Here is a 20991-nt window from a genome sequence, read left to right on the forward strand (position 1 = left end):
GGCGACGGCGAGGCCGAGACCGGGCCGCTGGCCACCGCCTGGCATTCCAACAAGTTCATCAACCCGATCCGCGACGGCGCGGTGCTGCCGATCCTCAACCTCAACGGCTACAAGATCGCCAACCCGACCATCCTCGCGCGCATCAGCCATGATCGACTCGAAGCACTCTTCCACGGCTACGGCTACACCCCCTACTTCGTCGAGGGCGACGACCCCGAGACCATGCACCAGCGCGGATGGCCGCGACCCTGGACACGGCCATCACCGAGATCCGCCGCATCCAGTCCGAGGCGCGCCGGAGCGGCAAGGCGGAGCTGCCGAGCTGGCCGATGATCGTGCTGCGTACGCCCAAGGGCTGGACCGGACCCAAGGAGATCAACGGCCACAAGGCCGAGGGCTCCTGGCGCTCGCACCAGGTGCCCTTCTCGGACGTGCGGACCAACCCGACACATCTGAAGCTGCTGGAAGACTGGATGCACGGCTACCGGCCCGACGAGCTGTTCGACGCCGACGGGCGGCTGGTGCCGGAGCTGCGCGAGCTGGCCCCCAGCGGAGGCCGGCGCATGAGCGCCAATCCCCACACCAACGGCGGCCTGTTACGTCGGGATCTCAAGCTGCCGGATTTCCGCGACTACGCGGTGCAGGTGCCGGACGACCAGAAGGGTAAGGTACTGTGCGAGAACACCCGTCCGCTGGGTGAATTCCTGCGCGATGTCATGCGCAACAACATGACCAACTTCCGCCTGTTCGGTCCGGACGAGACCGCATCCAACCGTCTGCAAGCGGTCTACGAGGTGAGCAAGAAGGTCTGGATGGCGGACCTACTGCCGGAGGATGCCGACGGCGGGGAGCTCTCCCGCGACGGGCGCGTCATGGAGATGCTCTCCGAGCACACCCTGATCGGCTGGCTGGAGGGCTATTTGCTGTCCGGGCGTCACGGCTTCTTCCACACCTACGAGGCCTTCGCCCACGTCATCGACTCGATGTTCAACCAGCACGCCAAATGGCTGGACATCTCCAAGAACCACGTGCCCTGGCGCGCCTCGGTAGCCTCCCAGAACATCCTGCTCTCCTCCACCGTCTGGCGGCAGGATCACAACGGCTTCTCGCACCAGGACCCCGGCTTCATCGATCTGGTCACCAACAAGAGCCCGAGCGTCTGCCGCGTCTATCTGCCGCCCGACGCCAACACCCTGCTGGCGGTAGCGGACCGATGCCTGCGCTCCACCGACTGCATCAACGTCATCGTCGCCGACAAGCAGAAGCATTTGCAGTTCAGCACCATCGACGAAGCCGTCGTGCATTGCGCCAAGGGCATCGGCATCTGGGGCCGTGCCAGCAATGACGAAGGCGTCGAGCCGGACGTGGTGATGGCCTGCTGCGGCGATGTGGCCACCCAGGAGGCGCTCGCCGCGACCGCGCTGCTGCGCGAGCACTTGCCCGATTTGAAGGTCCGCTTCGTCAACGTCGTGGACCTCTACAAACTGCAGCCGGCAAGCGAGCACCCGCACGGCTCCACCGACCGAGAGTTCGATGCCTTGTTCACGACCGACAAGCCGGTGATCTTCAACTTCCACGGCTATCCTTGGCTGATCCACAAGCTCGCCTACCGGTTCAAGAACCACGAGAACCTGCATGTGCGCGGCTATAAGGAACGGGGCAACATCAACACCCCGCTCGAGCTGGCCATCCTGAACCAGACCGACCGCTTTACGCTGGTCATCGACGTCATCGACTGGGTGCCGGGGCTGGCCGCGCGGGCGGCGCACCTGAAGGAGCGGATGAAGAACGAGATCATCCTGAACCTGGCCTATGCCCATGAGCACGGGACGGACCGCGAGGAGATCACCAACTGGGTGTGGCCGCTGTAGGCTGCCCGAAGATCCTTCCTGCCTACGCCCCGGTCGCCCGGGGCGCTTCTTCATCAGAGGTTCTCGCGCGTGAAGCCTGGCTGGCACTTTGGATACCGCCAGCCGGTGGGAAAAGACCGGCTGCGGCGGTATCACACGCATCCGGTCTTCGGTGCGCTCGATGATCGGGGCAAGAGTCTTCGGCGGTCTTTGACCGGATTGCGCGTGCCCCGGATCTCGGATCTCAGGGTTCGTCGGAAGCCTGGGGTGCCAGACCGAGTGCGCATATCGGGCGACAGGATCACCCCCATTGTCCGCCCCGCCAAGAAGCAAGATGGAACCTTCATATGACAGATGCGATGCTTGTGTACGTCGTCTGGGCGCTGGTCCTTGGTGCAGTCAGCGCCGTGTCCTTACCTCTCGGCTCACTCGTCGGGTTGAACCTGCGTTTCCCGCCGCGTTACATCGCCATATTTGCGGCATTTGGTGCCGGTGCGTTGATCGCGGCACTCAGCGTCGAGCTCGTCGCTCCCACCGCCCTCGCCCTCACGGAGCACAACCTTGCGGAAAGCAGCAGAGACGCCCACGCCAATTTCTACGCCATGCTGGCGGGCTGCATTCTCGGGGGAGTCGTATTCGTGGCGCTGGATGCCCTGGTCAACAAGAAGGGCGGCTATCTGCGCAAGACCTCCACCACGCTTGCGTATTTGGCGAAACGTCGCCGCGAAAACATTCGCAAGGTGATGGGCGCAGTGCTCCAGGTGAGCCCCTTCGACGCGCTGCCCGCTGGAATGACCCAGATGCTCGAAAGCATGCTGCGGCCGGTTGAGCTCAAACGGGGGGAACTGATCTTGGGCCCCAATGACGAGTCCACCGGAGCGCACATTGTTCTCGAGGGAGAAGTGGACATCGAGATCGCCGGCAAACACGGCGCAACCTTCGGTCCGGGGACCTTGATTGGCGTGCTGACGCTATTCGTGCCCGGTCTGACGAGCCTGGCCACGATAAGGGCGAGAACCGCCGTGAAATGCCTGGGGCTCGCGCGCGAAGACGTCGATCACCTCAGGAGCTTGTCGCCTGATTTCGACAAGGCCTGCCGCAACGTCGCGGTCGATCGCATGGGTCAACTTGAGCAACAGCTGACCACGCGACTGAACGAGGCGGTCGAGTGGAGCCGCTCGGCGGCCTCGGCTTTGCGAATCGGACAAGAGGTGCCGGCTCTCGCAATCCGCAGAGCCCATGCTGAGCACAAGGGATCGCCCCTGGCCGTCTGGCTGGGTATTCTGCTTGACGGTATCCCCGAAAGCATCGTCATCGGCGCCGGGCTCTTCGCCCTGATCGCTGCGCACCCCGGCACGGAAGAATTGCGGTTCGTACAGGCGATCCCCTACACGCTCATCGCCGGGCTGTTCCTTTCGAACTTTCCCGAAGCCTTATCGAGCTCTGCCAACATGCTTAGCATGGGCTGGAGCCGTCGCCGGATTTTCTTCATGTGGTTTGCGTTGATGGTGACGACCGCCGTCGGAGCAGGCCTCGGCTTCTTGCTCGCGAGCCTGCTCAGCGAACACTGGTTGGTGTTCGCCGAGGGCCTGGCGGCGGGCGCTATGCTCACGATGATTGCCGCTGCAATGATCCCGGAGGCGGCAGCCCATGGCAATCCGAACGAGGTGGGATTGGGCACGTTGGCAGGGTTCCTGGCCGCCGTAATGTTCAAGCTACTGGAGTGAAAGTCGGTGTCTTGACTCCTGCACCGAGGCCCTATACCACGCGTCTAAAGACGAGCGTAATGAGTAGAAACTTCAGCACCCCGCGGGCAACACTCAAGAGCTGACACAGTATTCTGAATCTTCGTGGTCTTTCCACACCAGCCATCAATGCGGCCCCCCCTTCGAACGGGGCGCTTCTTTATTGCCACGAACGGAGGAGTCCCAGCATGACTACAAGGTCCACTGCAGCCGAGGAGAACACCACAGCGACCGATCCCCGTGTCGGCTTGAGCGCCGAGGCGCTCAAGCAGGGTGTCATCGACCATCTGCGCTGTTCCGTCGGGCGCCTGCCCCGGGTGGCGGGCGCCCGGGACTATTACCGCGCGCTGGCGCTGGCGGTGCGCGACCGCATGCAGCGGCGCTGGATCGCGACCAACGAGACCTATTTCGCCGCCGAGCACAAGGTCGCGGCCTATCTATCCGCCGAGTTCCTGATGGGGCCGCATCTGGGCAACAACCTGCTCAATCTCGGCATCGAGGAGGCAGCGCGGACGGCCATGGCCGAGCTCGGCTTCGAGCTCGACGAGATCCTGGCCTGCGAGGAGGAGCCCGGACTCGGAAATGGCGGGCTCGGGCGGCTCGCCGCCTGCTATCTCGACTCCTTGGCAACCCTGGAGCGTCCCGCGATCGGCTACGGCATCCGCTACGAGTTCGGCATCTTCGACCAAGAGATCCGCGAAGGCTGGCAGACCGAGATCACCGACAAGTGGCTGCGTTACGGCAACCCGTGGGAGATCGCCAAACCGGAGGTCGCCTACACCGTGAATTGGGGCGGGCACACCGAGACCTACCGGGACGAGTCGGGCACGTCGCGCGTGCGCTGGGTGCCGTTTCGGGTGGTGAAGGGCACCGCCTACGACACGCCGATCCAGGGCTATGGTGTCGACACCTGCAATACCCTGCGGCTGTGGAGCGCCGAGGCGGTCGAGTCCTTCGACTTCCAAGCCTTCAACACCGGCGACTACTACCAGGCCGTGAACGAGAAGCTGGTCTCGGAGACTGTTACCAAGGTCTTGTACCCCAACGACGAGCCGGCCATCGGCAAGCGGCTGCGCCTGGCGCAACAGTATTTCTTCGTCTCCTGCTCCCTGCAGGACATGCTGCACATCCTCGATCTTGCCGGCGCGCCGATCGAAGCCTTGCCGCAGCGCTTTGCGGTGCAGCTCAACGATACCCATCCGTCGATCGGTGTCGCCGAGCTGATGCGGCTGCTGATCGACGAGCGGCTGCTCGACTGGGATACGGCCTGGGCCGTCACGGTGGCGACCTTCGGCTACACCAACCATACGCTGCTGCCGGAGGCGCTCGAGACTTGGCCGCTGCCATTATTCGCCGAGTTGCTGCCGCGCCATCTGGAGATCATCTACGAGATCAACCGCCGCTTCCTCGACGAGGTCCGGGCACGCTATCCAGGCGACGAGGCGCGGGTCGCGCGCGTGTCTCTGATCGGCGAGGAGGGCGACAAGCGCGTGCGCATGGCCCACCTCGCGACCGTCGGTAGTCATGCCGTCAACGGCGTCGCCGCGCTCCATACCGAGCTGCTCAAGGCCAACGTATTACAGGACTTCTACGCGCTTTGGCCCGAGCGCTTCAGCAACAAGACCAACGGTGTCACGCCACGCCGGTTCCTGGCCCTGTCCAACCCGGGTCTGCGCGCGTTGCTCGACCAAACGGTCGGCGACGGCTGGCTGACCGATCTCGGGCGCCTGCGGGCACTCGAGCCGCATGCCGAGGACGCCGCCTTCCGCAAGGAGTGGCGCAGCGTGAAAGAGGCCAACAAGCGGCGTCTGGCCGACTACATCGAGCAGCACACCGGCATCGCGCTCGATCCGACCTGGCTGTTCGACATCCAGGTCAAGCGCATCCACGAGTACAAGCGCCAGCATCTGAATCTGCTGCACATCGTCACGCTCTACCGCCGGCTCAAGGAGGATCCGGGGCTCGACATCCCGCCTCGCGCCTTCATATTCGGCGGCAAGGCCGCGCCCGGCTATTTCATGGCCAAGCGCATCATCAAGCTGATCAATGCCGTGGCCGAGACCATCAATGCCGACCCGCAGATCAACGACCGTCTGCGTGTCGCCTTCGTCCCGAACTTCAACGTCCAGAATGCGCACCTGATCTATCCCGCCGCCGATCTCTCCGAGCAGATCTCCACCGCCGGCAAGGAGGCATCGGGCACCGGCAACATGAAGTTCATGCTCAACGGCGCGCTCACCATCGGCACCCTGGACGGCGCCAACGTGGAGATGCGCGAGGAGGCCGGCGCGGAGAACTTCTTTCTGTTCGGGCTCACCGCCGACGAGGTGGAGCGAGTCAAGCGCGAGGGCTATCGGCCGACCGACCGGGTGGCGGCCAACGACGAGCTGCGCGCCGTGCTGGAGCTGATCGGCAGCGGCCGGTTCACGCGCGGCGATACCGACGTGCCGCGCCCCTTGGTCGAGAACCTAACCCAGTCCGATCCCTTCCTGGTGCTGGCCGACTACACTGCCTATATCACCTGCCAGGAGGAGGTCAGCGCGGCATGGACAGACACGGAGCATTGGACACGCATGTCGATCCTGAACACCGCGCGCGGCGGAAAGTTCTCGTCTGACCGCTCCATCCGCGAATATTGCGACGACATCTGGGGTGTCGAGGCGGTACCGGTCAGATTGCTCGAGGACTGAACAGGAGATCCTCGTGATCCGGCAAAAAGAGGTCGTGGCCACTGCACTGGAGGCAACCGTCAGGATCGGCATCCTGATCCTGCTCGTGGCCTGGTGCTTCAGCATTATCCAGCCGTTCTTCATCCCGATCGCCTGGGGGGTGATCATCGCGGTGTCGGCACACCCGGGTTATCTGAAGCTGCGGGGCTTGTTCGGCGGGAGGAGCGGACTCGCGGCCACCACGCTCGTCATCCTCGGGATCGTCCTGCTCATGGTGCCCGCGGTGATGCTGAGCGCGACCTTGGTGGACACGGCCCAGGGACTCGCCAAGGGCTTACAGGACGGCACCTTGGCCGTGCCGCCGCCACCCGATTCGGTGCGGGATTGGCCGCTGGTCGGAGAGGCTCTGAGTACCTTCTGGTCCCAGGCATCCGGGAACCTCATGGCGGCGGTCCAGAAGATCGCGCCGCAACTGAAGGCCGTCGGTGGATGGCTGTTGTCGACCGCGGCCGGCGCGGGCTTTGGCATCCTTCAGTTCATCGTCGCCATCATCATCGCCGGGGTGTTCCTCGCCAACGCTAAGGCGAGCGGGGCATTCGCCCGAACGCTCGCCGTCCGCTTGGCCGGAGAGCGAGGCGCGGACTTCGCCTCACTGGCCGAGGCGACGGTCCGCAGCGTCACCCGCGGGATCCTCGGAGTAGCGCTGATCCAATCCATTCTCGCCGGTATCGGCTTCATGGCCATCGGTCTACCCGGCGCCGGGCTCTGGGCACTGCTGTGTCTGCTCCTCAGCACGGTCCAGATCGGCATCTTTCCGATCACCATCCCGATCGTGATCTATGTCCTGGCGACGGCGGATACCGTCCCGGCGATACTCTTCGTGATCTGGAGCCTCTTCGTCGGCAGCATCGACAACGTCTTGAAGCCCATCCTGCTCGGGCGCGGCGTGCAGGTGCCCATGTCGGTGATCTTTGTCGGCGCGATCGGCGGCTTCATCACCTCCGGCATCATCGGGCTGTTCGTCGGTGCGGTCGTCCTGGTGCTCGGCTACAAGCTGTTTCTGGCCTGGCTGCACGACTTTCCCGAGAGTTCCGGGGATGCCGCACGGCAGCCGACACGGGAAGCGGAGGTTCGTCCGCCGGGCACGAGCATCGGTGACCCGTGACCCGCATCAACCGCGACTGCACCAACCCTACCGGGCGGTGTTATGGGCAAGTTCCGCGTTTCCATGTCACCACCGAACGAGAGGAGAATGCCCATGCAAACATCCATTCGAGTGATCGCGACAGGCGCGATGCTGCTGACCGCTTGGGTTGCGGCGGTGGCGCCGGGCGCGGCCGACGATCCCCCGAACGACGCGCCGAACGCCGACGCCGCAATGGCTAGCCCCGCGATGGAGCAGTTGATGCGCATGGCGGACTTTCTGTCGCAGCTCGGGCAGTTCAGCGTCACGCTGCAAAGCGGCTACGACGTGGTGCAGGAATCCGGCCAGAAGATCGAGTTCGGCGAACGTCGTGAGCTGGTGCTGGTCCGCCCGGACCGCTTGCAGGTCGACGTCGAACGGAGCGATGGACAGGCGTCTCGGGTGATCTTTGACGGGGAATCGATCGGCGTATTCGACGCCACACGAAACATGTATGCCTCCTCGCCGATGCAGGGGGATATCGACGCGTCAATCCGGCATTTCGTCAAAGACCTGAACATGCGCCTGCCGCTGGCCATGCTCTTCGTGACCACGCTGCCCGAGGAGCTGGAAGAACGGGTGCAGCAGACGGCGATCGTCGACACCTCGATGCTCGATAGCAAGCCCTTCGTGCATCTGGCCGCCCGCACGGACGGCGTCGATTTCCAGGTCTGGATACCCGAGAGCGGCGATCCCCTGCCCCGTCGAATCGTCCTGACCTACAAGGACGAAGAAGGGCAGCCGCAATACTGGGCGAATTTCTCGGACTGGAACCTCTCGCCCGGACCGCTGGCAACGCTGATGTCCTTCGACGTCCCGGACGATGCCACCCGCATCCCCTTCCTTGCCGAGATACCAGCCTCGGCTATGCCCTCCGCGGCGACCGGAGAAGCGAAATGAAGAATCGTGCCTCACTCCAAGTCTTTACGTTTGGACCTGCAATCCTGTTCATCGGCGCCGTGAGCCTGGACGTGGATGCGCGCGGCAGAGGCGACGCCGGCGCCCGCGGCATGGCTGGCGGAGGCGGAGGATTCTCCGCCGCGGGCCCGGCCCGAGGGGGCAGCTTCAGTGCACGTTCGGCACCGCGGGCCGCGGCCGGCGGCGGCGCCATGGATCAGGCGGACAGGTCCGACCGAGCGGGGAGTCGCCAGGATTTCCGTACCGACGCGGCCCAAGGGCGGCAGGATATGCGCGGAGAGCGCCAAGACACCGTCTCCGATGGCAGGGATGACCGTCAGGATCACCGTGACGAGTACCGCGATGATCGTCAGGACTACCGAGAAGATGTGCGGGATGATCGTCAGGACTATTACGACGACCGCTGGGACAATTGGGGCACGGGAGCGGCGGTCGTCGCGGGTGCGGCCATCGTTGGCTCGGCCATCACCGCCGCGGCTTACTACGACCTCGATTGCACCACCGTCGTCGTCGATGGCATCAGCTATTCGGATTGCGGCGATACCTGGTATCAGCCCGCCTATTCAGGCGGAGACGTCACCTATGTGGTCATCGATGCTCCGCCGGGCTACTGAATCGGACTCATGCGGCGGCGCCGGCGCACCGCAGTGGGCACTCGGTGCGCAGCGCACGCGACATCTCCAACAGGTTCCGCACAGCGGCCGGGAGTTGCTTCGACCCCGGCACATGCCTCCGAGGAGTCGTAGAGACTCCGATATCCCGGAGCAGGGGCGCCGGGCCAGCATATCGCTATCCGTCGCAACAAGATCAAGTCTTTGACGAATGACGGCCTTTCAGCGCACCCTGACTGCGGTGATCGCTCCATGAGCTTTGGCAGTTTTTTGCGTTCTTGATTCCTCACGCCGTCAGCGTGGAGGGTGCGGTAGGCGGCAACCAAACAGGGGTGAGTTGGAGCATGGGCCATCTGAATCCGCATGAGGGGCACAAAGATGCTTGAGCGGCTCGGCGGGTATCGAGGGGAGTGGCTGCGGCTGGACCTGGTCGCCGGTCTGACCACGGCGGCGGTCGTGGTCCCCAAGGCCATGGCCTATGCCACGGTCGCCGGGCTGCCGGTGGAGATCGGGCTCTACACGGCCTTCGTGCCGATGGTGATCTATGCGATCCTCGGCACCTCGCGGCCGCTCAGCGTCAGCACCACCACGACGCTGGCGATCCTGACCGGTACCCAGCTCGCGCTGGTCGTGCCGAGCGGGGATCCGGCGGCGCTGCTGACCGCCTCGGCAACGCTCGCCGTCCTGGTCGGGATCATGCTGATCCTGGCCTCGGTGCTGCGTCTCGGGGTCGTCGCGAGCTTCATCTCGGAGCCGGTACTGACGGGCTTCAAGGCAGGTATCGGGCTCGTCATCGTCCTCGATCAGGTGCCCAAGCTGTTGGGCATCCATTTCGACAAGGGCGGCTTTTTGCAAAATCTGGTGGCGCTGGTGCAGCACCTGCCCGAGACGTCGCTGGTCACCCTGGCCGTCGGCGTGGCAATGCTCGTCATCCTGGTCGGGATGGAGCGATTCGTCCCCCGCGCTCCCGCCCCCCTGGTTGCCGTCGGCTTGGGGATTGCCGCCTCGGGTCTCTTTGCACTCCAGGCGCACGGCGTGGAGACCGTGGGTCATATTCCCTCGGGGCTGCCGGCCTTCGTTGCGCCCAACCTCGACCTCATCGCCCAACTTTGGCCCGGCGCCCTGGGCATCGCCTTGATGAGCTTTACCGAGTCCATCGCCGCGGCGCGGGCCTTTGCCGGTCCAGGCGAGCCGCGCCCCGCGCCGAACCGCGAGCTCTTGGCGACAGGGCTCGGCAATGTGGCCGGCGGGCTGTTCGGCGCCATGCCAGCCGGCGGCGGGACCTCCCAGACCGCGGTGAACCGGCGTGCCGGTGCCCGCACCCGGGTGGCGGGCCTGGTGACGGCGATCGCCGCACTCGCGACGCTGGTCCTCCTCGCGCCGCTGATGGGGCTGATGCCCCAGGCCACCCTGGCTGCCGTGGTGATCGTCTATTCGATCGGCCTGATCCAACCGGCCGAGTTTCGCGACATCCTGCGGATTCGGAGCATGGAGTTCGTCTGGGCACTGGTGGCCTTCGCCGGTGTCGTGGTGCTCGGGACCCTGAAGGGGATCCTGGTGGCGGTCATCGTCTCGCTCGTTGCCCTCGCCTATCAGGCCGCCCATCCGCGACTCTATGTCCTGGGCCGCAAACCCGGCACTGATGTCTTTCGCCCACAATCGGAGACACATCCGGACGACGAGTCCTTCCCCGGCCTCCTCATCGTGCGCCCGGAAGGACGCCTCTTCTTCGCCAATGCCCAACGTGTCGGCGAGCAGCTTTTGCCGCTGATCGATGCCGCCGAGCCCAAGGTGGTCGCGATGGATTTCAGCGCGGTCCCCGACATCGAGTACTCGGCACTCAAGATGCTGATCGAGGGCGAAGCGCGTCTGCGCGAGCGCGGTGCCGTGCTCTGGCTCGTGGCGCTGAACCCGGAGGTCTTGCGCATGGTGCAGCGCTCGCCGCTGGGCAAGACCCTCGGGCGCGAGCGCATGCTGTTCAATCTGCAGATGGCCGTGGAGCGCTACCGCTCGCAGCCGGCCCAATCGGAGGAGATGCAGTGAAGCTCTTTCAATCCATCTTCGGGGGCCGCGAGGCCATCGGGCGCTATCCCGAGTCTCTGATCGAGATGGCCATCGAGCGCACCGTCGACGGCACCGATCCCCGGTTGCGGCTGGTCCCCGGTTACCGCAAGCGGCTGCGCGAACCCGTCATCCACGCGATCGACCATGTGGTGGCCCTCGTGGACGGCATTCCTGCGACCGTGGCGGCCGGACTCGGCGACTATCGCAACGATCCGCGGCTTTCGGCGCTGTTCGCCTCCGGCGAGGAAATGCTGCAGGTCTTCGCCCGCGACCGAGCCTTTTTGGAGTATCTCGCCGGAAACGAGGGTCGGGGTGCCGAGCGGGTGACGGCCCTGCTCATGGCGCGCCGGGAGGAGAGGCACATCCTCGGGATGGATCTGGTGGGCGACCAGGTGCGGCGCGACGTCGCCCAAGTGACGGTCAGCTTCTCCGGGCACCACCTACTGGAGCCCCGGACCATCGAGGAGGAGTGCAGGCGCTTCCTCAAGCGGCGTGCCTTCGATCATCTGCTCACCCTGGCCCTGACCCAAATCGCCGAGGCACGGGTCGAGCGTGCGGATCTGACACGCCAGCGCGATCTGCTGCAACGTCAGCTCCGAAACCTGAAGCGCGGAACGCTGAGCTTCGACCAGCCGGATCCGGACGACCCGGACGCGGCCGGAATCCAAGCGGAGCTCGATGCCGTCTCCCGTCAGCTGCAGGCCCTGGGCGCGGATGCGGGTCTGCTGAAGGCCCATCTGGAGATCGTCGGCGAGCGTCTCGCAGAGGCCGAGCGCCAAGTGTGGTCGGAAGACATCGCGCTCTGTCTGGGGCCCATGAACGTCCGGCGCGATCCCGATGACCCGACGGGTCACTTGATGGTCCTCCATGAGCTCCGAACCGCCCGTGGTGCCCATGCGGTCGTGCTGCCCATTGCAATCGACCCGCGGGAGCTTCCCCGCCAGGAGGATTTCGTCACCGCCGCGCAGCGCTATCTCTGAGGGCGCGCCGGCGACCCTCACGTGACCTCAGGTCTCGGACCGCCCGGTACTCGGCTGGTCGATTGGATCCCCGGGCATCGGCATCCGCACGAGAGGTGCGCTCTCCAGCAGCCTGGTCGCCACCTCGACGAGCGGACCGAGGTCGAACCGACTCACGAAGGTGGCGAAGGTCAGCAACCCGAGCAGATACCGCGGGTCGCCGATCCATGGCGGGAGGAAACGCGGTGGACGGCAGAGACCCATCTCGTAGAGCTCGCAGAGCGCCGGGATATCGAAGAGATCAAGCTTGCCGCAGAAGAGCAGGCTGAGGCAATCCGCACGCCCGGCGGCAAAGGCACCGCGGATGAAATAGTTGACCGACATGAGCCCCATGAGATAGACGACGTCCTTGGTGAAGGGCGCACCGCCGGTCAGGACGCCGCCTCGAAAGACCCTTCGTGCACTCTCGAACGCCTGATCCGCATCCCCGGTCCGCTCCATGAAGAAGGCGTATACCTCCAGGAAATCGGCCCCGTCGATCGCCATCTGGATCGCGATTACGCGATCCGCCAGTCGTCTCAGCCGATCCAGCTCGATGGAACCGCTGATCAGCTCGGCAAACACGGCCAGGCCCTCTTGGGTGCGTGTCGTCCCCGGATGCCCGGCCGCGAGGATGGGAAGGTCGGTTTGAGCTTTACCGTTCAGCGAGGTCGCGACGTGGACGTAGGCCTCATGATGCAGAAGCTGGGTGAAATCGCGGTCGGTGAAGCGTGCCCCCCGGCGGATCCGGATGGCTCGGGAGGTCGCCAAGGCATTGGCGGACAGGCGGTCGACCAGCTCGATGGCCGGTGCCTGCTCGCCGAAGTGGACGCGGACCGCATCCGCGAGCTGTGCCGCGACCGTCTCGGCCGAGTGGTAGGCGGGTGGCTCTGTACGGATCTCGATCTTCGTGAGCTGGGTGATGGTATCGAGGACGCTCTGAGCAAGCGCGAGGGGCGTGAGGGGGATATATCGCAGTGGTGCCGTTGGCTCACCATAGAGTTGACGACCCTGCTCGAAGAAGCCGGCTGTCCCCACCGCGGCCATCATGCGTGCCCCGCGCTCGAGGGCCAGCGCCTGCCGGTCGAGCCAGCTCTCGACGGTCGTCACCGGCACGATGAGCCGCCGGGCCTCCTTCACCGCCGTAAGGGTCTCGGTCGGGTCGAACCCGGGATAACTAAACTTGGGAAGCTCCCGTGCGCCGCCTGCGAGAAAGGCCTCCTTGACCTCAGGTTCCCAGGCGATTGCGCTCAGGATCCGCAGCGGACGGCTCGCGGAGTACAGGATACGCGCGATGGAGCGGATGCGCTCCTTCTCGCGCTCGGTGGATTGGGTGATCACCTCGGCCTCCGATCGGTTGGGAGTGCGTTGAGTCTAGATCCGGCAGCGGGCCGACGCATGCCTCATGCTGGGTTACATGGCCGTGACGATCGTGTTGAAGAGCTCACCGGTAGTCATGATGGCCTCTCCGCCCCCGGAACGCGACGCGCGCGGGACGAGACGACACTGGCTTAAACTCCGACGATCTACCTCCGACAGATCGCAGAAAGCCCGACTTATCGGAGAGGCGACGACGGGCCCTAGCCCCGCGTCGCAGGCGAGCGTGCTTACCTCGCGGATACTTCGTTGTTTTTCCGTTGGGTCCTCGCCGACGTCATTGAATTGCAACATTTGGCAGCCCTTTTGCTGCTCGTTATCCAAGCAAGAAAACTGCCAGCAGACAGGCCGCTACCACTCGGCCGCTAACCGGAGGAGACCGAGCAATGAGCAAAAAGTCCCGCAAGGAAAAGGTCCGAACGGACGCCGAGGAGGCATCCGCATCCGGCAAGATGACAACCAAGGCCTACGAGAAGGAGCTGCGCAAACTGCACGAAGAGCTCGTGAAGCTCCAGGAGTGGGTCCGTCACGACGGGCTCAAGGTCTGCATCGTCTTCGAGGGCCGCGACGGCGCCGGCAAGGGCGGCACCATCAAGGCGATCACCGAGCGGGTGAGCCCGCGCGTGTTCCGCGTCATGGCGCTGCCCGCGCCGACCGAGCGCGAGAAGACCCAGATGTACGGACAGCGCTACATCCCGCATTTCCCGGCAGCCGGCGAGGTGGTGATCTGGGACCGCAGCTGGTACAACCGCGCCGGCGTCGAGCGCGTGATGGGGTTTTGCAGCGAGGAGCAGGCGAAACGATTCCTTGAGATGATACCGGGGTTCGAGAAGCAGATGGTCGATTCAGGGATCATCCTCATCAAATACTGGCTCGAGGTCAGCATGGAGGAGCAGACCCGGCGGCTCGAGGGTCGTATCGACGACGGCCGCAAGATCTGGAAGCTCTCGCCCATGGACCTGAAATCCTACAGCCGCTGGTACGATTACTCGAGAGCCCGCGACGAGATGTTCGCGGCCACCGATACCGCGTGGGCGCCCTGGTACGTCGCGCGCTCCGACGACAAGAAGCGGGCGCGCCTGAACATCATCCGTCACCTGCTGGACCGGATCCCTTACGAAGTGCTGCCGCGCGAGAAGGTGGAGCTACCCAAGCGGCAGAAGTCCGATGACTACCTTGAGCCGGACTACCCGTTCAAGATGGTTCCGGATAACTATTGAGGACGTCCCCCGCTCGAGGAAAGCGCGACCGCCGTCCGCGATTCGGTCCTCAAGCTCCCCGGCCTCGTCGGCAAGATCCGCCGGGGAGCGCGAATGGCATTCGATCAATCGACGTAGACCACCGCGTAGCGTCCGCCGTAGGACTGATAGTAGCTCCCGCCGCAGCTATACAAGGAGGTGCCGTCGATCACGACCGTACGGCAGGCCGCAGGCAACGTGGACACATAAACCGCCGAGCGGCGAATGGTCCGGCGCGTGGTGCGCCGGGCGACGCCGGCAACGCTTCCGGGCGTCATGGGACGACCCACGACCGCGTGCGCATCCTTGATCGCGATGCCGATCGGCAGCCAGCCATCGACGATGAGCGCGGAGGCGATGAGTCCGATCCCCATCGCGATTGAGTTGATTGGGCGGCGTTTCTTCATCACTGAGCCTCCTCGATCATGAGCGCACCCAGGTCGTCGACCGAGAGCGTTTCCAGTTGACGGGCACCCGCCGGGGCGACAAAGGTGAAGCGATCGGCCGCGATCGTCGGCGCCGTATCCCAGTCGCGGAACCGAACGCTGTATTGCGGGGCGCCGGTGACCCATTTGCTGGTGATGACATATTTCAGCGGCAGCGGCTGATCGCCGGTGCGGACCCAGATCTGCCAGTCGACCTTGGCGGCCCGGAAGGCGAGATGATGGGCCTCGGTCCCGTCGACATAGGCGATGCCCAGATAGGCGCCCGTGGCCACGTCGGTCATCAAACCCGGATAGGGATCGGCGTAGAAGAGATCGCCCGCCGGGGCGTCGAAACCCGTCGCGGCACGCAGCTCGGTCACCGCCTCGTCGATGGTGCCGGGGGCTTCGAGCTGCGCGTAGATCTGCAGCCGCTTGCCGTGCAGCGTCAGGGTCTCGCCGTCGAAGACGGCCTCCAGATCCGCCATGGGACCCCGCCGATGGGCATGGAAGTGATTGGGTCGCGCGACCAGGAGGCTTGCCGAGCTGCTCAGCTGTAGCTTCTGGCCTGCGAGATCGATGACCTCGTCATCCACATCCGCCTGCACGCTGAAGGCGGCCAGACCGCCCAGATAGCTCGACATGGCGCGCAGGATCCGATCCGCCTCGGGATCGACGCCCTGCTCGGCCGCCGCGGCACCGCTCGCGAGCCCAAGGCTCAGGACGATCCCCGTCGCTTGAACAAGCCCACGAGCGGTGGGCATTCGCAAAGATCGCTGGATCAATGGATCGTCCTCTTCTGTTGATGATTCTGAATGCGAGACATAAAACCGCGTATGGACCGGGACAGGTTCTCGCCGCTGATCTCCTTTTCCGGACCGACCGGCCCGGGCTTGCCTTTCAAGAGCTGCGATTGCGCGGATGCAAGCGTATTCTCTTGCTCTCGGCTCGTCACGCGTCATCGGCGATGTCCGATCCTCTCCACGACGATGGGCAGCAAGCGCGTCCGATTAGCCACAGCCGAACAGCGAGCGGCCGAAGTTGGCAGATTGCGTGCGTAAGAGAAGCATGTTGGGCATTCGTTCAATTCTGGTCTTGGCGAGGATCAAGCCCGGTTCAGGCCTGCACGATCTCAATAGGTCGCGGGGATGACCCTAAACGGATAGTCGGGCTCTTGATAGCCCTCGGCCTTTTGACGCTTGGGCAGCGTCACCTTTTCGCGCGGCAGCTCCTCGTACGGGACCCGGCCCAAGAAGTGGCTGATGATGTTCAGTCGCGCCCGTTTCTTATCATCCGAAGGCGCCACGTACCAAGGTGCCCAAGCCGTATCGGTCGCCGCAAACATGGCATCGCGCGCCCGCGAATAATCGTACCAGCGGCTGTATGACTTGAGATCCATCGGCGTGAGCTTCCAGACCTTGCGCCCGTCCTCGATGCGGCTCTCCAATCGGCGCGTCTGCTCCTGCGGACTGACCTCGAGCCAGTATTTGACGAGGATCATCCCGGAATCCACCATCGCCCGCTCGACCAGCGGGGTCATCTGCAGAAAGCGGTTTGTTTGCTCTTCGCTACAGAAGCCCATCACCGGCTCGACACCGGCGCGGTTGTACCAACTGCGATCGAAGATGACCACCTCCCCGGCCGCCGGGAAATGCCGCATATAGCGCTGGACATACATCTGGCTCTTTTCGCGCTCGGTCGGCGCCGGAAGGGCCACGACGCGGAAGATCCGCGGACTGACCCGCTCTGTGATCGCCTTGATGGTGCCACCCTTGCCCGCGCCGTCGCGACCCTCAAAGACGATGCAGACCTTCAGTCCGTGGTGGCGGACCCACTCCTGCAGCTTGACCAGCTCCACATGCAGTGCTGCCAGCTCCTTGAGGTATTTTTTGTTTTTGAGCTTCTTGGACGCTTCGGAAACAGCTTGGTCTTCGGCCTCGATGTTGCGTTTCTTGTCGCTCATGCGTGCTGTCCCTTGTGCTGTGGCCGCCGTTTCAGGCGACCGGATTGGACGGCGTACCGACCACGCGGCTCGGCGATGCCTGGTTTCGCCCTAAAGATAGCGCTCCGCCGCGGCCACGAAGTCCTCGCGCGGCGGAATCTCGCCGGGCGCAATCATCAGCGGCAGCATCACAAGCCGCCACCCGCGGGCGTTGTGCAACTCATTCAGGACGATACGCCGAGCCGACGGCTCCCCTGCGTCGCGCCGGATATTCATCGTATCGAGCGAGAGGTCGAGCTCTTCCGCCCAGAACTGACGTTCGGCCTCGGCGAGCGAGTCGGCAACGATACCGAGATGGGCCCGCAGGACGCCCTCGTCCACACCCAAGACCGCGAGCTGACCCGTGATCGCATCCAGCTCGGCCATGAGGGCAGCGAGGTCGGGAGGCGCGCCCTGTGCTTCCGCGAAGGTCCAACCCCCGCGCTCCAGCGCCGCGCGCTTGCGGCGCAGCAGGTCGCGCTGGCGGATCAAGTCCTCACGCTCTACCCGAACCTCGGCGATCCGGCTCAATGCCAAGGCGAGCAGATGGTCGAAGGCCCGCCGCTGCAGGGCACGGCGCATCTCGGCCTCATCGACGCGTGGATCCACCAAGCGATGACCGGTGAAATTGACGGCGACCTGCGGCACATCCCGCCGCACCTGGTCGCCGACCAGATCCATGCCGAGGATGTTGCGCTCCACACGCTCGGCGAGGAGCAGGCAGGTCACCCGCTCGGCATCAGCACCCTCAGGCGCAGCCAGAAAGGCCGTCAGCGCGGGATCCCGTCCGAAGGTCCGGAGCATGTCCTCGGCGGATGAGAAGACTGCAGCCAGGCGCGGATCCTCGCCATGCCCGCGACGCCCGGCCACCAGCGGTGCCGGGATGGTGTCCACCAAGGCGACGACTTGATCGATCGCCTGGATGACCGGCACTCGCAGACGTTTGCGGTAACCCGGCAGAAGGCGCAGCCGTGCATCGGTCCCCTCCACGGCACGCTCGATGGCCGCCTCGATCAGCGACTCGGGATAGCGTCCGCGGGACTCGCCGCCGCGGAAGATGGACTGAAACAGGTTCACGCCGCTTAACTCCCCGTCTGAACCGACTTGGCCGGTTTCTTATTGTTCCGATCTCGCAGGCGCAAGCGTATTCTCTTGCTTTCGGTACGTCACGCGCCAAATGACGCGCACAGGCAATCAACTCAATCTTCCGGGAGAACACCATGACCGATGCCTCGCACCAAGACGGTGTGATCGTTGCCATTCTCGAACGCTTCGAAAAGTCTCGACTGCCGCGCGCGCTCACGATCAAGGCGAAGGTCGACCGCGGCGAGAGACTCGACGACACCGATCTCGCCCATCTCAATGCGGTCTTGGAGGATGCGGAGAACATTAAACGATTCGTGGATCAGCGCCCCGACGTGCAGGGGATCTACATGCGCGCGGTAGCGCTGTATCAGGAGATCACCAAGAAGGCCTTGGAGAACGAACAATCGGCTTAAACCGCGTCCAGAGCGAGATGCTCGATGTCGAGTGAGCTCGACGTTCGGTGCATCCACCACCCTTGACGAGGACGCGGTTTAAGATTGAATCTCTTTGAAGACGTTAACCCGCGCCAACTCCGGCAGTCGTCGGGGCTGGCGCGGCCAAACCGCCCGAACACATCACGAGTATCCCACACCTCAGCTCCCGCCGCCCTCCAGCGCGCAGGACTCACCCGTGCCGATCCAGAAATCCAGGCTCTTGTGCAGGAAGTCGTCCCAAGGCATGTAATGGGAGCCGTCGCACGAGAAATTCAGCCCGACGATGCCGTTGTAGATGTTGAGCGATCCCGAGCGCAGATAGATGTTCTCGTCCATGAAGCGCAGCTCCCGGAAGGTGCAGAAGACCTCGACGACCCGGTCCAAGGGAATGGCCGCATCGACCGGATAGGGGCGCTGGGGATAGGCGAGACAGGTGCCCGGATCGGCGAGATCCTCGTAGTCGAGGATCCGGAACCGAAAGGGGTCGTCGACCAGCCAGAGCGTGGCGCGCGAGCTGGAGAAATGCAGCTTGCCGTGGAAGACGCCGTGCGCGGCGATCAGCTCGACGATGAGCGCGAGGATCTCGTCGATATGTCCGTCCATCAGGCTCTCGACGCGCTGTTGATCGAACAAACCGCCGCGGATCGCCGGATCGCCTTTGAGCTGGAGCCATTGCTCCGGCTGCTCGTAGAGCTCGCGGGTGAGCGGAAGCTCGCGCAGATCGAAATCGGCACCGAGATAGCCCAGCAGCGTGCCCTCCTCGTCCTCGATCCGCTGGATGGCGGTGAGCGAAGGACGCCGCGCATTGCGGCTGATATAGGCAGGCGATAATGAGAAGCGCTCGCCGGCGAGTGCGTCGAGCATGTAGGGCCGTTCGCGCCGGTCCCGACCCCAATGCTCCGGCAGCAGGCCCTGCGGGGAGACGTTCGCGGTCAATTGGCGGGCGTCGCGGTCGAGGACGTAGAGATACTTGCAGGATGCGAGCGTCGGCAGTGCCGCAAGCAGGATCCGCTCCAACGCGGTGCGATCCGGCCAGGCCGCGCGGCAAGGCTCAACCAGCCGCGCGAGCGACGTCGCCAGGCGACCCTGCAAGAGGATGCGTTGACGTGCCACGACCGTTTTGAGCGCTTGGCTCATCGCGAGGATCTCCCGATTCGAGTGAAGGGCGGATTCTATCCGGAATCGACCGGATGGGCCGGTCGCACTTGAGGTCCCTTGATGTGCTGATCGCGAACGTCGAGAAATACGAACAAATTCCCGACTGAATCGGAAGGATTAGACGTTTGGATTCGACTCGAAATCAACGACATTCGGCTTACAACTAAAAACCCCGGAGGAGACTCGAGATGCGCATTCCAACAGCAACCGATCTGTCGAACCTCGTCGATGCGGCAATTCGTGTTCGCGATCGACTCGCATCGATGGATGCGGGAAAGGTCGCCACGCGCGCGGTCGGCGGCGCCGTCGTTCTGACCGCATCCTTTCTAGTCGTCGCCAACCCTCACGCCACACCGACCCCCGATCCGAGTGTGGTCGTCGCGGCGCGGATCGCACCCATAGGCACCGTGCAGATCGGCGCACCGATCATGGTCTCGGCGGTCGAGTAAGCTCGCCGCTCGAGGACCGAAGTTCTCGGGCCGGCCTGCCGAAACAAGAGGTTCGAAAGGCGCGAAGGCTCCTCACTCCTTCGCGTCTTTTTCGCTCGGTCAGTGCCCGACCGTTATAGAACCTCCCCCTGCAGCACCCGCTCGAAGCTGAGCTGACCGTTCTCCAGACCCACCTCGATCAGATCGCCGGGAGCGAACTTCCCGGACAGGATCTCTTGGGCAAGCGGGTTTTCAAGCTGTGCCCGGATCGCGCGCTTGAGCGGACGCGCGCCGTAGACCGGATCGAAGCCGGCCTCGCCGAGATGATCCAAGGCGGCATCGCTCACCTCCAGCCCCATCTCCCGATCGGCCAGGCGTTTGCGCAGATAGTCGATCTGGATCCGCGCGATCGCCCGGATCTGCGCCGGCTGCAACGGATGGAAGACCACGATCTCGTCGAGCCGGTTGATGAACTCGGGCCGGAAGGCCACACGCACGATCTCCATCACGGCGTCCTTCATCTCGGCATAGTTGGCCTCGCCGGCACGCTGCTGAATGATGTCCGAGCCGAGATTCGAGGTCATGACGATCACGCTGTTGCGAAAATCCACCGTGCGTCCCTGCCCGTCCGTCAGACGCCCGTCGTCGAGCACCTGGAGCAGGACATTGAAGACATCCGGGTGTGCCTTCTCGACCTCGTCGAGCAGGATGAGGCTGTAGGGACGGCGTCGAATCGCCTCGGTCAGATAGCCGCCTTCCTCGTAGCCGACATAGCCGGGCGGCGCCCCGATGAGACGCGCAACCGAGTGCTTCTCCATGAACTCGGACA

General features: G+C 64.4%; 17 protein-coding genes and 1 pseudogene. 11 read left to right on the forward strand and 7 right to left on the reverse strand.

Annotated features, from left to right (window positions below; genetic code table 11):
* The 8 genes and pseudogenes from B4N44_RS13850 to B4N44_RS13885 all read left to right on the forward strand — a co-directional run.
* Positions 1–1871 (forward strand): annotated as a pseudogene (locus B4N44_RS13850) (phosphoketolase family protein); the annotation flags it as partial.
* Between the two features lie 326 nt (positions 1872–2197).
* Complete coding sequence (locus B4N44_RS13855; protein ID WP_296701836.1) at positions 2198–3577, forward strand: cyclic nucleotide-binding domain-containing protein; 1380 nt, start codon at positions 2198–2200, stop codon at positions 3575–3577.
* Between the two features lie 206 nt (positions 3578–3783).
* The gene (locus B4N44_RS13860) at positions 3784–6285 is read left to right on the forward strand and encodes a glycogen/starch/alpha-glucan phosphorylase (RefSeq protein WP_296701839.1); all 2502 of its coding nucleotides are present in this window, start codon (positions 3784–3786) and stop codon (positions 6283–6285) included.
* Between the two features lie 13 nt (positions 6286–6298).
* The gene (locus tag B4N44_RS13865; protein ID WP_296701844.1) at positions 6299–7429 is read left to right on the forward strand and encodes an AI-2E family transporter; all 1131 of its coding nucleotides are present in this window, start codon (positions 6299–6301) and stop codon (positions 7427–7429) included.
* A 42-nt stretch (positions 7430–7471) separates the two neighbouring features.
* On the forward strand, positions 7472–8347 hold the full coding sequence (locus tag B4N44_RS13870; RefSeq protein WP_296701847.1) for a DUF2092 domain-containing protein: 876 nt from the start codon (positions 7472–7474) through the stop codon (positions 8345–8347).
* The gene (locus tag B4N44_RS13875; RefSeq protein ID WP_296701848.1) at positions 8344–8979 is read left to right on the forward strand and encodes a hypothetical protein; all 636 of its coding nucleotides are present in this window, start codon (positions 8344–8346) and stop codon (positions 8977–8979) included. The genes B4N44_RS13870 and B4N44_RS13875 overlap by 4 nt, the downstream gene beginning before the upstream one ends.
* A 375-nt stretch (positions 8980–9354) precedes the next feature.
* Positions 9355–11019, forward strand: coding sequence for a SulP family inorganic anion transporter (locus B4N44_RS13880; RefSeq protein WP_296701852.1), 1665 nt, complete (start codon positions 9355–9357; stop codon positions 11017–11019).
* Positions 11016–12020 (forward strand): hypothetical protein, encoded by a 1005-nt coding sequence (locus tag B4N44_RS13885; RefSeq protein ID WP_296701854.1) that lies wholly within the window; start codon positions 11016–11018, stop codon positions 12018–12020. Before B4N44_RS13880 ends, B4N44_RS13885 begins: the two co-directional genes overlap by 4 nt.
* Before the next feature lie 27 nt (positions 12021–12047).
* Here the strand turns inward: B4N44_RS13885 and B4N44_RS13890 are convergent, their stop codons facing one another.
* Complete coding sequence (locus B4N44_RS13890; RefSeq protein WP_296701857.1) at positions 12048–13379, reverse strand: flavohemoglobin expression-modulating QEGLA motif protein; 1332 nt, start codon at positions 13377–13379, stop codon at positions 12048–12050.
* A gap of 422 nt (positions 13380–13801) precedes the next feature.
* Between B4N44_RS13890 and ppk2 (B4N44_RS13895) the strand changes: the two genes are divergently transcribed.
* Positions 13802–14635 (forward strand): polyphosphate kinase 2, encoded by an 834-nt coding sequence (ppk2, locus tag B4N44_RS13895; RefSeq protein ID WP_296701859.1) that lies wholly within the window; start codon positions 13802–13804, stop codon positions 14633–14635.
* Positions 14636–14739: 104 nt separating this feature from the next.
* Here the strand turns inward: ppk2 (B4N44_RS13895) and B4N44_RS13900 are convergent, their stop codons facing one another.
* The 4 genes from B4N44_RS13900 to B4N44_RS13915 form a co-directional block, all read right to left on the reverse strand.
* Complete coding sequence (locus tag B4N44_RS13900) at positions 14740–15060, reverse strand: hypothetical protein (protein WP_296701860.1); 321 nt, start codon at positions 15058–15060, stop codon at positions 14740–14742.
* Complete coding sequence (locus B4N44_RS13905) at positions 15060–15839, reverse strand: DUF2092 domain-containing protein (protein WP_296701863.1); 780 nt, start codon at positions 15837–15839, stop codon at positions 15060–15062. The genes B4N44_RS13900 and B4N44_RS13905 overlap by 1 nt, the downstream gene beginning before the upstream one ends.
* A gap of 368 nt (positions 15840–16207) precedes the next feature.
* Positions 16208–17038 carry a polyphosphate kinase 2 gene (gene ppk2, locus B4N44_RS13910; protein WP_296701867.1) on the reverse strand — a complete coding sequence of 277 codons (831 nt, stop codon included), beginning with the start codon at positions 17036–17038 and terminating at the stop codon, positions 16208–16210.
* Between the two features lie 90 nt (positions 17039–17128).
* Complete coding sequence (locus B4N44_RS13915) at positions 17129–18133, reverse strand: hypothetical protein (RefSeq protein WP_296701869.1); 1005 nt, start codon at positions 18131–18133, stop codon at positions 17129–17131.
* Positions 18134–18276: 143 nt separating this feature from the next.
* Here B4N44_RS13915 and B4N44_RS13920 point away from each other — a divergent pair, with 143 nt between their 5' ends.
* The gene (locus B4N44_RS13920; RefSeq protein WP_296701872.1) at positions 18277–18555 is read left to right on the forward strand and encodes a hypothetical protein; all 279 of its coding nucleotides are present in this window, start codon (positions 18277–18279) and stop codon (positions 18553–18555) included.
* Positions 18556–18735: 180 nt separating this feature from the next.
* On the opposite strand, the gene B4N44_RS13925 is transcribed toward B4N44_RS13920, so the two are convergent.
* On the reverse strand, positions 18736–19713 hold the full coding sequence (locus B4N44_RS13925; protein ID WP_296701875.1) for a PDC sensor domain-containing protein: 978 nt from the start codon (positions 19711–19713) through the stop codon (positions 18736–18738).
* A 209-nt stretch (positions 19714–19922) separates the two neighbouring features.
* Here B4N44_RS13925 and B4N44_RS13930 point away from each other — a divergent pair, with 209 nt between their 5' ends.
* Positions 19923–20183: a hypothetical protein gene (locus tag B4N44_RS13930; RefSeq protein ID WP_296701878.1), complete on the forward strand. Its 261-nt coding sequence runs from the start codon at positions 19923–19925 to the stop codon at positions 20181–20183.
* Positions 20184–20296: 113 nt separating this feature from the next.
* Here B4N44_RS13930 and B4N44_RS13935 read toward each other — a convergent pair.
* On the reverse strand, positions 20297–20991 hold a 695-nt coding region (locus B4N44_RS13935), incomplete at its 5' end, for an AAA family ATPase (RefSeq protein ID WP_296701881.1).

The sequence above is a fragment of the Thiocapsa sp. UBA6158 genome, assembly GCF_002423035.1.
Classification (GTDB): Bacteria; Pseudomonadota; Gammaproteobacteria; order Chromatiales; family Chromatiaceae; genus Thiocapsa.